Origin of the sequence: Bacillus sp. BF2-3 (assembly GCF_008368795.1) — a bacterium.
Classification (GTDB): Bacteria; Bacillota; Bacilli; order Bacillales; family Bacillaceae_G; genus Bacillus_A; species Bacillus_A cereus.
On the sequence record NZ_QOSA01000013.1, the window covers coordinates 43,608 to 57,393 of the forward strand.

Genomic DNA, 13,786 nt, shown 5'->3' on the forward strand with positions numbered 1-13,786 from the left:
TATGAAGCAGATTTTGTTCATGGATACAACGCTTCGTGATGGCGAACAATCACCAGGAGTAAATTTAAATGAACAAGAGAAGTTACAAATTGCTAGGCAATTAGAGAGGCTTGGTATTCATGTAATGGAAGCTGGATTCGCGGCAGCTTCCGAAGGTGACTTCCAATCGGTAAAACGCATCGCGAATACAATTCAAAACGCTACGGTTATGAGTTTAGCTAGAGCGAAAGAAAGTGACATTCGAAGAGCATATGAAGCTGTGAGAGGCGCTGTATCTCCTCGTCTACACGTATTTCTAGCTACGAGTGATATTCATATGAAATATAAACTTTGTATGTCAAAAGAAGATGTGTTAAATAGTATTCATCGCTCGGTTACGCTCGGAAAATCATTATTTCCGACAGTACAATTTTCTGCAGAAGATGCGACAAGAACATCGAGAGCATTTTTAGCTGAAGCAGTAGAAATTGCGATTCGAGCAGGAGCGAATGTAATTAATATTCCGGATACAGTTGGATATACAAATCCGGAAGAGTATTATTCTCTTTTTAAATACTTACAAGAATCCGTTCCATCATATGAAAAAGCGATTTTTTCTTGTCATTGTCACGATGATCTTGGTATGGCAGTAGCAAATTCGTTAGCTGCGGTTGAAGGGGGAGCATTGCAAGTAGAAGGAACGATTAATGGCATTGGAGAAAGAGCAGGGAATGCAGCGTTAGAAGAAGTTGCAGTAGCTCTTCATATTAGAAAAGATTTTTATAAAGCAGAGCCTTCGATGACTTTAAAAGAAATTAAGGCGACGAGTACATTAGTAAGCAGGTTAACGGGTATGGTTGTACCGAAAAATAAAGCAATCGTTGGAGCGAATGCATTTGCTCATGAATCGGGCATCCACCAAGACGGGGTTTTAAAAGAAGTAACAACTTATGAAATTATCGAACCAGCGCTTATAGGAGAATCTCAAAATCTCTTTGTACTTGGGAAACACTCTGGCCGTCATGCGTTTACGGAAAAAATGAAAGAGCTTGGTTATGAATTTACAAATGAAGAGCGAGATGCGGCATTCGAAGCATTTAAAAAATTGGCTGATCGTAAAAAGGAAATTACTGAAGAAGATTTACGCGCACTTATGCTTGGTGAAGCAGCATTTGCAGCTCAGCAATATAACATTACGCAATTACAAGTGCATTTCGTATCAAATAGTACACAATGCGCAACAGTTGTGCTGAAGGATGAGGAAGGAAATATATATGAAGATGCAGCCACTGGTTCTGGTAGTATTGAAGCGATATACAATGCGATTCAAAGAATTTTAGGATTAGAATGTGAATTGGCAGATTATCGCATACAATCTATTACACAAGGTCAAGATGCACTTGCTCACGTTCATGTTGAATTAAAAGAAGGTAGTCACCAAATATCAGGTTTCGGAGTTGCGCAAGACGTATTGGAAGCGTCGGCGAGAGCTTATGTCCATGCAGCAGGGAAATTAAAATCTCTTATAGCGCTTGTGAAATAAATAATTGATAGGTGAGAGAAGCTTTCCTCACCTATCAAATTAAAGTTCTGAAAATTCGGTTAAAAGGAGTGTTAAAAATGGAAAAACGTATCGTTTGTTTAGCTGGTGATGGTGTCGGTCCAGAAGTAATGGAGAGTGCGAAGGAAGTATTGCATATGGTAGAAAGGCTATATGGACATCATTTTCATTTGCAAGATGAGTACTTTGGTGGTATTGCTATCGATTTAACTGGGCAACCATTACCACAGCGAACACTTGCCGCCTGTTTAGCGAGTGATGCGGTTTTACTTGGAGCAGTAGGTGGACCAAGGTGGGATAGTGCGAAAGAAAGGCCTGAGAAAGGATTATTAGCATTAAGAAAAGGACTCGGTGTATTTGCGAATGTTCGCCCTGTAACGGTAGAAAGTGCAACTGCACATTTATCACCATTAAAAAACGCTGATGAAATTGATTTCGTTGTCGTTCGTGAATTAACAGGCGGAATTTATTTTTCTTATCCGAAAGAGCGAACGGAAGAAGTGGCGACAGATACACTTACGTATCATCGCCATGAAATTGAACGTATCGTTTCGTATGCTTTTCAATTAGCAAATAAGCGGAAGAAAAAAGTAACATCTATTGATAAAGCGAATGTTTTAGAGTCTAGTAAATTATGGAGAACTGTGACAGAAGAAGTAGCACTTCGCTACCCAAATGTGGAAGTAGAACACATTTTAGTAGATGCAGCAGCTATGGAATTAATTCGGAATCCAGGAAGATTTGACGTTATTGTAACGGAAAATTTATTTGGTGATATTTTAAGTGATGAGGCTTCAGTATTAGCTGGATCATTAGGAATGCTTCCATCAGCAAGTCACGCTGAAAAGGGACCTTCATTATATGAGCCTATTCACGGATCAGCACCGGATATTGCGGGGAAAAATAAGGCGAATCCAATTGCGATGATGCGTTCTGTTGCAATGATGCTTGGGCAATCGTTCGGATTAACGAGAGAAGGAGATGCAATTGAAGAAGCAGTTTCTGCAGTCCTTAAATCAGGGAAATGTACAGCAGATATCGGGGGGACTGAAACGACAACTTCATTTACAAAGGCAGTTATTCAAGAAATGGAAGAGCAAGCGTTAGTAGGGAGAGGAAGATAATGGGAAAAAGGTTACTAGATAAGCTTTGGGAAAGACATGTAGTTGCGACTAATGAAAATGGATTGGATTTATTATATATCGATCTACATCTTGTTCATGAAGTAACGTCACCGCAAGCCTTTGAAGGCTTGCGGCTTACAAATCGAACAGTCCGCAGACCAGATTTAACATTTGCAACGATGGATCATAATATTCCAACGAAAGATGTTTGGAATATTACCGACCGCATTGCGAAGCAGCAACTAGATACACTTCGGCAAAACTGTAAACAATTTCAGGTGCCATTAGCGGATATCGGAGATGAAGAGCAAGGGATCGTTCATGTAATAGGACCAGAACTTGGACTCACACAGCCAGGAAAAACGATTGTTTGTGGTGATAGTCATACAGCAACACACGGTGCTTTTGGCGCACTAGCGTTTGGTATTGGTACGAGTGAAGTGGAACATGTATTGGCAACGCAAACGTTATGGCAACGAAAGCCGAAAGCGATGGGCATTGAGTTAAAAGGAAAGTTACCGCAAGGTGTCTATGCGAAAGATATTATTTTACACCTTCTTTCAAAGTACGGAGTAGCAGTTGGAACAGGTTACGTAATGGAATTTTACGGAGAGGCCATTCATGCTATGGATATGGAAGAGAGGATGACGCTTTGCAATATGGCAATTGAAGGGGGAGCAAAGGCTGGCATTATTGCACCAGATGAAAAAACGGTTGCTTACGTAAAAGGGCGTAAATATGCGCCGAAAGACTATGAATCTATTAAGGAAAAATGGTCAGAACTTTATACAGATTTAGATGCAATTTATGATTTACATATTCTAGTAGATGTTACAGATTTAGCGCCGTACGTTACGTGGGGAACAAATCCTAGTATGAGTGTTCGGATTGATGAGAAATTGCCAGAAAAGCATGATGCAAATGACGAAAGAGCGTTTTCTTATATGGGATTGAGTCCCGGACAAAGTACGTATGACATTCCAGTTCAACATGTTTTCATTGGATCTTGTACAAATTCCAGGCTTTCTGACTTAGAAATTGCTGCATCTGTCGTGAAAGGTAAAAAAGTAAAAGAAGGTGTGCGAGCACTTGTTGTACCTGGATCTCAAAGGGTAAGAGAAGCAGCGATGCATAAAGGATTACATCGCATATTTGAAGAAGCTGGATTTGAATGGAGAGAGCCCGGATGCTCAATGTGTCTAGGTATGAATCCAGATCAAGTGCCTGAAGGAGATCATTGTGCCTCTACGTCCAATCGCAATTTTGAAGGAAGACAAGGAAAGGGAGCACGAACGCATTTAGTTAGCCCGGCAATGGCGGCAGCGGCTGCGTTATATGGTCATTTTGTTGATATTAGAAAGGAGAGTTATGATGGAGCCATTTCGTATTCATAAAGGTACTGCCGCAGTACTGATGAATGATAACATTGATACAGATCAAATTATTCCGAAGCAATATTTAAAGAGAATTGAAAGAACTGGGTTTGGGAAGTTTTTATTTGATGAGTGGCGATATGATAATAATCGCCAAGAAAACCCTAATTTCCCGCTTAATGCACAAGAAAGAAAAGGAGCCAGCATATTAATCACAGGTGATAATTTTGGATGTGGCTCGTCAAGAGAACATGCTCCATGGGCACTTGCTGATTATGGTTTCCGCGTTATTATCGCTGGAGGATTTGCCGATATCTTTTATATGAATTGTATGAAGAATGGCATGTTACCGATTGTAATGGATAAAGATATGCGTGAACAACTTGCTAAAACAGATGCGAGGGAACAAATTACAGTTGATTTAGAAAATGAAATAATGACAACGAATACGCATAGATTCCATTTTACGATCGAGAAAATGTGGAAAGAGAAGTTATTAAATGGTTTAGATGAAATTAGTATTACAATGCAATATGAACAAGAAATAAAAGAGTATGAAAGAAAAGTGGCTTTACATTAAAAAATGACGGAATATTAAAAATGTATTTACATTCAAAATTAACTGTTATATACTATGTGAAAATCAGAGGAGAAAGGGAGTAAGTATTATGAATATCGTGCAATCTATTACAATGCTTACACAACTACATCATCATACATGAAACCCTTGAACCTAGCGTGAAAACGTGTAGGTACAAGGGTTATTCCCGTTGTACCTACACTCTACTGAAGAGCCTTGTAGGTATTTTGTCTACAAGGCTCTTTTTATTTTCGGCTTAGGGGAATGAAATAGGCATACATTAGAAGGGGAAAGGTGTGAAAATTTAGATGACAAAATGGAAACGAGCAAACCCGAATGGAACGAGAGATTATTTATTCGAAGAATGTACGTTAATTGAAGAAGTAGAACAAAAATTAAGGCTTACTTTTTTAGAGAGAGGTTATGAGGAAATAAGAACACCTACAATTGAATTTTATGATGTTTTTGCATTTCAAAATAGACCGATAGATGAAGAGAAGATGTATAAATTTTTTGATGAAAAGGGAAGGATTATCGTTTTACGTCCAGATATGACAATTCCTTTAGCGAGAGTTATTGGAACACAGAGATGGGATACACCACTTAAAGTGACGTATAGCGGGAATGTATTTCGAGCGAATGAATCCCATTCTGGAAAATATAATGAAATCGTACAAAGTGGTATTGAAGTTATCGGGATTGATAATGTAAGAGCTGAAATTGAATGTGTAATAAGTGTCATTCAAGCACTTCAAAAGTTGAAGGTGCAATCTTTTACAATTGAGATTGGGCAAGTACAGTTATATAAATGTATTGTAAAAAAACTCTCCATCCAGGATGAAGAAGAAAGGGTACTTAGAACGTATATAGAAAGTAAAAATTATGCAGCCCTCTCAAATTTTATCGGAGAAAAGAAATTAGATCGATGCGATGAGACAGTAAGATTACTTGAGAAATTGCCAAGGCTATTTGGAAATTTAGAAGTTATTGAGGAAGCAGAAAAGCTTGCTTCAAGTAATGAAATGAAAATGGCAATTGCAAGAGTAAAAGAAATTTATGAAACAATTGAAACGTTAGGATATGGTTCTTACATATCAATTGATTTGGGCATGATTCAACACTTAGATTACTATACGGGTGTTATTTTCAAAGGATATATATATGAAATTGGAGAAGAAATCGTTAGTGGCGGAAGATACGATGAGCTAATTGGGAATTTTGGAGAAATGCTGCCAGCTGTTGGACTCGCGGTACAAGTAAATCAAATTGTGAAGGCGCTGCAAGAGCAGCAAGAACCATATGAACGAAATCAAATTGATATTGTGATTCATTATGAGTTAAATAGATTAGCGGAAGCAGAAAGGTTACGAAATTTACTTCGAAAGGATGGGAAAAATGCTTGGTTATCTCTATTCTCTAATTTAAGCGATACCTTTCAATTTGCAAGAAAAAATAAAATAGGAACGGTCGTTGAGGCAAAGAATGAATACTTAGTGGAATATGTATGGAATGAGAAATGGGTAGTCCAGAAAGAAGGAGAGGCTTCATGCGTAACATTCAAATTGCGTTAACGAAAGGAAGATTAGAAAAACATGTCATTCCACTTTTTGAGCAGATTGGAATTGATTGTTCCGAGCTCAAAAATAAAGGTCGGAAGCTTGTATTTCAAAGTAAAAATACAAATGTTTCATTTATTTTAGTAAAAGCGGTTGATGTTGCTACTTATGTAGAACATGGGGTAGCTGATATTGGCATCGTTGGAAAAGATATTTTAATGGAAAACGAGAAAGATATTTATGAAATGCTGGATTTAGGAGTGGGGATTTGTAAGTTTTGTGTTGCTTCTATTCCTACGTATAATCCGAAGAGTTACCGGAAGAAAAGAATCGCTACGAAATACCCCCATATTACTTCTACTTATTTTCATGATAAGGGAGAGGATGTAGAAATTATTAAGATAGAAGGTTCTGTAGAAATCGCTCCTCTTCTTGGATTGGCAGATGCGATTGTAGATATTGTTGAAACAGGAAAAACATTACAAGAGAATGGACTCATTGTATTTGAGGAAATGTACTTTATATCGGCTCGGATGATTGTAAATAAGGCAGCCTTAAAAACTAAAAAAGACGAAATATTCAGTATTATAAATATGATGGAGCAAGAAATCTTATCAGGGAAATAGGAGGATTTAAAATGGAAATCATTTATGAAGAATTTAAGGAGGCATTATCTAAAATAAAAGTGCTAAGAGAAAACGCTAATATAATAGAAGAAACTGTTCAAAGAAGTGTAAGAGAAATCATTAGACATGTAAGGGAAGGGAAAGATGAGGCTTTATCTTTCTATACAAAAAAGTTTGATGGTGTAGAGATGAAAAATTTTCGTGTAAGTGAAGAAGAAATACAGCAAGCGAGTATGTTTGTAGAGAATTCATTTTTAGAAGCTTTAAAAGAGGCGAAGAAAAACGTTGTTTCGTATCACGAAAAGCAAAAGAAGCACTCAATATTCGATTGTGAAAGTAAAGGGATAATTAGAGGGCAACTCATTCGGCCGTTAGAAAATGTAGGTGTATATGTACCGGGTGGGACAGCCTCATATCCTTCTTCAGTATTAATGAATGTATTGCCGGCGAAACTCGCAGGTGTGAAAAAGATTGTAATGGTAACACCGCCGAGGAAAGGAGGAATTGATCCACATATATTAGCTGCTGCAGATCTTGCGGGAGTAGATGAAATTTATACGATAGGTGGCGCACAAGCAATTGCTGCTTTAGCATACGGGACGGAATCGATTCCGAAAGTGGATAAAATAGTTGGACCGGGAAATTTGTACGTCGCTCTAGCGAAACGAGAAGTATACGGAATAGTAAATATCGATATGATTGCTGGTCCATCAGAAATTGTAGTTGTCGCGGATGAAACAGGTAATGCAAAATATATCGCAGCGGATTTATTATCGCAAGCAGAGCATGATGAGAGAGCAACGGCGATTTGTATTACAACGAATATGGAACTAGCTAAAGAAGTAGAAAAAGAGGTAGAAAGACAGTTAGAAACGTTACCAAGAAGTGAAATTGCACGTGAATCAATAAATAGAAATGGAGCCATCTTTATCGTTCCTTCTTTAGAGGAGGCGCTAAAGTTATCAAATGAAATTGCTCCAGAACATTTAGAGTTACATATAAAAGAACCAATGAATGCTCTAGATTATGTGAAACATGCAGGCTCTATTTTCCTTGGGCCATATTCACCTGAACCGCTCGGGGATTATTTAGCGGGACCGAATCATGTATTACCAACGAGCGGAACGGCAAGATTTTTTTCTCCGTTATCAGTCGATGATTTCGTGAAAAAATCAAGTTTTATTTCTTATACGGAGGAAGCATTAAAAAATGTACAGCATCATATTGTAGAGCTTGCAAATAAAGAAGGGTTACATGCGCATGCGAGAGCAATCCAAATAAGGTTTGAGGAGGAAAAATAATGCGTCAGTCCAGTCAAGCACGTGAGACGACAGAAACAAAAATTAAATTAAATTTGCAGCTTGATGAAAGTACAAATGTATCTATTCAAACAGGGGTTGGTTTTTTCGATCATATGCTTACTTTATTTGCTAGACATGGAAGGTTTGGATTGCAGGTTGAAGCAGAAGGTGATGTATTTGTCGATGCACATCACACCGTTGAAGATGTTGGAATTGTACTCGGAAATTGCTTGAAAGAAGCATTGCAAAACAAAGAGGGAATTAATCGTTACGGTTCTGCGTATGTACCGATGGATGAATCTTTAGGATTTGTCGCAATTGATATAAGTGGACGCTCATATTGTGTATTTCAAGGGGAATTAACAAATCCGAAGCTCGGGGATTTTGATACAGAATTGACGGAAGAATTTTTTAGAGCAGTTGCACATGCTGCCAATATTACATTACATGCGCGCGTTCTATACGGAAGTAATACACATCACAAAATTGAAGCATTATTTAAAGCTTTTGGTAGAGCGCTTAGAGAAGCGGTCGAAAAAAATGCCAACATTACTGGTGTAAATTCAACGAAAGGAATGTTGTAATTGATTGCCATTATAGATTATGGAATGGGGAATATTCGCAGTGTAGAGCAAGCATTAAAATATATTGGCGCAGAGTACATTGTAACGAGTGATAAAAAAGAGATATTGAGAAGCGATGGCGTGATTTTACCGGGAGTAGGTGCATTTCCGAAAGCGATGGACGTATTAGAAGAAAGAGATTTAGTGTGTGTACTAAAAGAGGTTTGTGATATAGGAAAACCACTCCTCGGTATATGTTTGGGCATGCAGCTTTTATTTGAACGAAGTGAGGAACTAAAAGATTGTAGCGGGTTAGGTTTACTACCAGGGGAAATTCGTAAGTTAAAAGTTTCGTATAAAATTCCTCATATGGGATGGAATGAATTAAGGAAGGAAAGAGAATTTCCGCTTTGGAATGGATTAGTGGATGGTTCTTTCGTGTATTATGTTCACTCATATTACGCGGATTGTCCAGATGAAATTGTATGCGGAGTAAGTGATTATGGAATGCAAGTACCAGGGTTTGTCGCGAAAGGAAATGTATTTGGTGCACAGTTTCATCCAGAAAAAAGTGGCGAAATTGGCATGCAAATATTAAAAAATTTTCAAGGGGTGGTAGAAGCATGGAAATCTTCCCAGCTATCGATTTAAAAGAAGGACGATGCGTTAGACTTTATCAAGGAGAGTTTAGTAAAGAAACGGTGATGAATGAAGATCCAGTAGCGCAGGCGATCATATTTGAAAAGCTTGGAGCGGAAATACTACACATTGTTGATTTAGACGGTGCAATTGCTGGCGAGTCTTTAAATTTGCCCGTCATTGAAAAAATCTGCAAGGCGGTACGTATTCCTGTGCAAGTGGGAGGAGGAATTCGTTCACTTGTAACGGTGGAGAAGTTATTGTCAGCAGGTGTAGAAAAAGTGATTTTAGGAACAGCAGCTCTTTATGATAAGTCATTTTTAGAGGAAGCAGTTCGTCTATATAAAGAGAAAATCATTGTTGGAATTGATGCGAAAAATGGTTTCGTAGCAACGAGAGGTTGGCTTGATCTATCTGAAATTTCTTACGTTAGTTTAGCGAAACAAATGGAAAGTTTAGGTGTTCAAACGATTGTGTTTACAGACATTTCGAAAGACGGGACGCTTGCAGGTCCAAATTTTGAACAATTAGCGATACTTCAAAAAAGTGTGGGCATTCGTCTCATCGCCTCTGGAGGAGTGGCATCTATTCAAGATGTGAAAAAGTTAAATGATATGAATATATATGGTGTCATAATTGGAAAGGCGCTTTACGAGAAAACGATTGATTTAGAAGAAGTATTACAGGTAACGAAGTTATGTTAGCGAAACGAATTATTCCATGTCTAGATGTGAAAGAAGGGCGAGTCGTAAAGGGTGTAAATTTTATAGGATTACAAGATGTCGGTGATCCGGTTGAAATAGCTGAAGCATATAACGAGGCAGGGGCAGATGAAATCGTATTTTTAGATATTACGGCGACTCATGAAGGAAGAAAAACGATTATAGATGTTGTAGAAAAAACAGCAGCAAAAGTATTTATTCCTCTTACGGTTGGCGGGGGGATATCAAGTGTGAAAGATATGTACAATTTACTAAGAGTTGGGGCAGACAAAGTTTCACTAAACTCAGCGGCAGTGCGAAACCCGAAGTTAATAGAAGAAGGGGCAGAACACTTTGGATCACAATGTATTGTCGTGGCAATTGATGCTAGAAAAGTAGCAGAAGATAAATGGAACGTATATGTCAACGGTGGAAGAGTTGACACAGGAATGGATGCCATAGAATGGGCGAAGCGTGTTGTTAAACTTGGGGCAGGTGAAATTTTGTTAACGAGTATGGATGCAGATGGAACGAAAAGCGGATATGACCTTCGTTTAATAGAAGAAATTTCAAAAAGTGTTTCTATTCCAGTCATCGCATCAGGAGGCTGTGGTCATACGGATCATATTATAGAAGTTTTTCAAAAGACAACGGTTGATGCAGCGTTAGCGGCATCCATCTTTCATTATGGTGAGGCGACAGTGCAGAGTGTAAAGCGAAAATTAAGAGATGCAAATATTGAGGTGCGGTTATGAAACCTAATTTTTCAAAAGGATTAATACCGGCAATTGTCATCGAAGAAGGTACGAAAGACGTTTTAATGCTAGCTTATATGAATGAAGAAGCATATAAAAAAACGTTAGAGACGAAAAGAACATGGTTTTATTCTCGTTCGAGGCAGTCGTTATGGAATAAGGGGGAAACATCAGGGAATGTTCAATATGTGCAATCTTTATATTTAGATTGTGATCAAGATTCAATTGTTGTGAATGTGAAACAAGTAGGACCTGCTTGTCATACGGGAGAGAAGACATGTTTTTACTATCAAATTATATAGGGGGATACATATGGAAAATGCCTTTAAGTTGCTGTATAAAACAATTGAAGAACGAAAGGGAAGCCCACTTCCTGAATCGTATACAAATTATTTATTTTCAAAAGGAGAAGATAAAATTTTAAAGAAGATTGGTGAAGAGTGTGCTGAAGTAATTATCGCATGTAAAAATAATGATAAAGAAGAAGTAGTGAAAGAAATGGTTGATGTATTTTATCACTGTTTCGTTTTATTAGCTGAAAAAAATATTGCATTGGAAGATGTGATGCGAGAGGTGAAAGAACGAAATGGAAAGCTTTCGAGAGTTGGGGATAGAAGGGAAATAGATACATTATAAGGGGGAATGTATATGAAAGTAGATTATCATCTTCACTTAGAAGAAGGACCGTATTCAATAGGATGGCTTGCTAAAATAAATGAAGCGTTGGAATGTTATGAACCGCTTCAAGAAAGACATTCTATTGATTGGCTTATGAAAACACAAGAGCGTTTGCAAAAGCGTGTGAAGGAAGGGCCATTTACAACAGAATGGATAGATCTATATTTAGAAGAAGCTGTGCGAAAAGGAATAAAAGAAGTGGGAATTGTTGATCATCTATATCGTTTTCATGAAGCAAAAGGATATTATGAAAAATATGTAGATATTAGTGATTCTAAGCTCGGTCGTATACAGAAAGAATGGTTAGATCAAGTAAGGGTAGTTTCACTGTATGATTTTACAAAGGCAATTGAAGAGGCGAAAGAACGATGGGGGAAAAGAGGTGTCACACTTAAACTTGGAATTGAAGCGGATTATTTTATTGGTTGTGAAGGAGAGTTAAAAGAATTATTAGCGCTAGGAGACTTTGATTATGTAATTGGTTCCGTTCATTTTCTAAATGGCTGGGGATTTGATAATCCAGATACGAAAGAATATTTTGAGGTGCATGACCTACGCGCATTATATGATATGTTTTTTAAAACAGTTGAGAGTGCGATTCGTACCGAGTTATTTGATATTATCGCTCATCTTGATAATATAAAGGTATTTAATTATCGATTGGATGAGAATGAACAGCTTTCTTATTATGAGGAAATTGCCTGTGCATTAGTAGAAACGAATACGGCAACAGAAATAAATGCAGGATTATACTATCGTTATCCTGTTCGTGAAATGTGCCCAAGTCCACTATATTTACAAGTATTAGCTAAGTATGGTGTTCCAATTACGATTTCTTCGGATGCCCATTACCCAAATGATTTAGGGAATTATGTACAAGAAAATATACAAACATTACGAGCTCACGGTGTTACTCAGGTTGCAACATTTACGAAGCGAGCAAGAGTAATGAGGTCGCTTGAAGAAGAAGTAACAAATTCAAAATGAAACGCAATTTTTTGATGAAAACTGTCCTTTTTGTTCAAAATAAGAAAGAATGAAAAGGAGGGTAAGAAATGGCGAAACAACAAAACAAACAAAATGTACAAGGTGCACAGCAACAAGCTTATACTTCTGAAACGAATGCTGCATCTCAATCGGTTATTGAGGAGCAAATTAGCGATACGGTTGCAGAAGGAACTATTGATGTGAAGCTTGGAAAAGAATCGCAGGAAAAAGCGTAAGAAGAGGGGAGAGTTGCATCTCCTCTTTTTTCATGGAAAAGTGTCGATTTTCAAAACTATAATCAAATTCCTTGGTTTTTATATGTGGATTTCTTACAATGAAATATAAGAGATGTCTTATTTTCTATAGAAGAGGTGTTAGTAGTGGCAAAAATATTAGTAGCGGGAAAAATTCCGGAAATTGGATTAGAACTATTAAAAGATCATAATGTAGAAATGTACAATAAAGAGGAGTTAATTTCTATAGATGAATTAACAGAGCGTGTAAAAGATAAAGATGCATTGTTAAGTTTACTTTCGACAAAGGTGCCAAAAGAAGTTATTGATGCAGCGCCTCATTTAAAGATTGTTGCAAACTATGGTGCTGGTTACGACAATATTGATTACACGTATGCGGGCGAAAAAGGAATTGCAGTTACGAATACACCGAAAGTATCAACGGAAGCGACTGCAGAATTAACATTTGCACTTCTTTTAGCAGCGGCGCGTAGAATTCCTGAAGGGGATACGTTATGTCGTACGACTGGATTTAACGGATGGGCACCGTTATTTTTCTTAGGACGAGAAGTCCATGGTAAGACAATCGGAATTATAGGTCTTGGAGAAATCGGGAAGGCTGTTGCAAAACGTGCGAAAGCATTTGGAATGGATGTTTTATATACAGGGCCAAATCGTAAGCTTGAAGCTGAAAGTGAACTGGGAGCAACGTATGTGACGTTGGAAGAATTATTACAAACAGCAGACTTTATTACAATTAACTGTGCTTATAATCCGAAATTACATCATATGATTGATGAAGAGCAGTTTAAAATGATGAAGAAAACAGCGTATATTGTAAATGCTTCACGTGGACCAATTATGAATGAAGCAGCACTTGCTCATGCATTAAAAACGAATGAAATTGAAGGAGCAGCTCTTGACGTGTTTGAATTTGAACCGAAAATTACAGAAGAGCTAAAAGAATTAAAGAATGTAGTACTTGCTCCACACGTAGGGAATGCAACATTTGAAACTCGTGATGCGATGGCTGAAATGGCTGTCAGAAATATTTTAGCTGTATTAAACGGCGAAGAGCCAGTAACACCTGTAAATCAAAAGGTATTAGTTACAAAATAAAAAGAAACCTT

The 13,786-nt window shown here is 37.6% G+C and carries 16 protein-coding genes; all 16 read left to right on the forward strand.

Annotated features, from left to right (window positions below; translation table 11 throughout):
• The first annotated feature begins 1 nt into the window (after position 1).
• The 16 genes from leuA to DN401_RS12140 all read left to right on the forward strand — a co-directional run bounded on the left by leuA (position 2) and on the right by DN401_RS12140 (position 13,775).
• Entirely contained in the window at positions 2-1,522 is a 1,521-nt protein-coding gene (gene leuA / locus DN401_RS12065; protein WP_000809599.1) for a 2-isopropylmalate synthase, read from the forward strand.
• A 77-nt stretch (positions 1,523-1,599) separates the two neighbouring features.
• Positions 1,600-2,664 (forward strand): 3-isopropylmalate dehydrogenase, encoded by a 1,065-nt coding sequence (gene leuB / locus DN401_RS12070; RefSeq protein ID WP_000415363.1) that lies wholly within the window; start codon positions 1,600-1,602, stop codon positions 2,662-2,664.
• Positions 2,664-4,058 carry a 3-isopropylmalate dehydratase large subunit gene (gene leuC, locus DN401_RS12075; protein ID WP_100655213.1) on the forward strand — a complete coding sequence of 465 codons (1,395 nt, stop codon included), beginning with the start codon at positions 2,664-2,666 and terminating at the stop codon, positions 4,056-4,058. Before leuB ends, leuC begins: the two co-directional genes overlap by 1 nt.
• Positions 4,036-4,617 carry a 3-isopropylmalate dehydratase small subunit gene (gene leuD, locus DN401_RS12080; RefSeq protein WP_000433189.1) on the forward strand — a complete coding sequence of 194 codons (582 nt, stop codon included), beginning with the start codon at positions 4,036-4,038 and terminating at the stop codon, positions 4,615-4,617. Before leuC ends, leuD begins: the two co-directional genes overlap by 23 nt.
• A gap of 308 nt (positions 4,618-4,925) precedes the next feature.
• Entirely contained in the window at positions 4,926-6,188 is a 1,263-nt protein-coding gene (locus DN401_RS12085) for an ATP phosphoribosyltransferase regulatory subunit (RefSeq protein ID WP_100655214.1), read from the forward strand.
• Positions 6,164-6,799 (forward strand): ATP phosphoribosyltransferase, encoded by a 636-nt coding sequence (gene hisG / locus DN401_RS12090; RefSeq protein WP_001244493.1) that lies wholly within the window; start codon positions 6,164-6,166, stop codon positions 6,797-6,799. Before DN401_RS12085 ends, hisG begins: the two co-directional genes overlap by 25 nt.
• A gap of 11 nt (positions 6,800-6,810) precedes the next feature.
• On the forward strand, positions 6,811-8,100 hold the full coding sequence (hisD, locus tag DN401_RS12095; protein ID WP_000402933.1) for a histidinol dehydrogenase: 1,290 nt from the start codon (positions 6,811-6,813) through the stop codon (positions 8,098-8,100).
• On the forward strand, positions 8,100-8,684 hold the full coding sequence (gene hisB, locus DN401_RS12100; RefSeq protein ID WP_001249949.1) for an imidazoleglycerol-phosphate dehydratase HisB: 585 nt from the start codon (positions 8,100-8,102) through the stop codon (positions 8,682-8,684). Before hisD ends, hisB begins: the two co-directional genes overlap by 1 nt.
• Complete coding sequence (gene hisH / locus DN401_RS12105; protein ID WP_000560360.1) at positions 8,685-9,314, forward strand: imidazole glycerol phosphate synthase subunit HisH; 630 nt, start codon at positions 8,685-8,687, stop codon at positions 9,312-9,314. It abuts the gene before it with no gap.
• Positions 9,287-10,006 carry a 1-(5-phosphoribosyl)-5-[(5-phosphoribosylamino)methylideneamino]imidazole-4-carboxamide isomerase gene (gene hisA, locus DN401_RS12110; RefSeq protein ID WP_000402298.1) on the forward strand — a complete coding sequence of 240 codons (720 nt, stop codon included), beginning with the start codon at positions 9,287-9,289 and terminating at the stop codon, positions 10,004-10,006. The genes hisH and hisA overlap by 28 nt, the downstream gene beginning before the upstream one ends.
• Complete coding sequence (hisF, locus tag DN401_RS12115) at positions 10,000-10,758, forward strand: imidazole glycerol phosphate synthase subunit HisF (RefSeq protein WP_098212758.1); 759 nt, start codon at positions 10,000-10,002, stop codon at positions 10,756-10,758. The genes hisA and hisF overlap by 7 nt, the downstream gene beginning before the upstream one ends.
• Positions 10,755-11,060, forward strand: a complete 306-nt coding sequence (hisI, locus tag DN401_RS12120) for a phosphoribosyl-AMP cyclohydrolase (protein WP_000803957.1) — start codon at positions 10,755-10,757, stop codon at positions 11,058-11,060. The genes hisF and hisI overlap by 4 nt, the downstream gene beginning before the upstream one ends.
• Before the next feature lie 10 nt (positions 11,061-11,070).
• Complete coding sequence (gene hisE / locus DN401_RS12125) at positions 11,071-11,394, forward strand: phosphoribosyl-ATP diphosphatase (RefSeq protein ID WP_000426358.1); 324 nt, start codon at positions 11,071-11,073, stop codon at positions 11,392-11,394.
• 12 nt (positions 11,395-11,406) lie between these two features.
• Positions 11,407-12,423, forward strand: coding sequence for a histidinol phosphate phosphatase domain-containing protein (locus DN401_RS12130; RefSeq protein WP_000861836.1), 1,017 nt, complete (start codon positions 11,407-11,409; stop codon positions 12,421-12,423).
• Between the two features lie 68 nt (positions 12,424-12,491).
• Positions 12,492-12,659: a YozQ family protein gene (locus tag DN401_RS12135; protein ID WP_001118878.1), complete on the forward strand. Its 168-nt coding sequence runs from the start codon at positions 12,492-12,494 to the stop codon at positions 12,657-12,659.
• A 144-nt stretch (positions 12,660-12,803) separates the two neighbouring features.
• Positions 12,804-13,775 (forward strand): NAD(P)-dependent oxidoreductase, encoded by a 972-nt coding sequence (locus DN401_RS12140; RefSeq protein WP_001062858.1) that lies wholly within the window; start codon positions 12,804-12,806, stop codon positions 13,773-13,775.
• Positions 13,776-13,786: the final 11 nt, after the last annotated feature.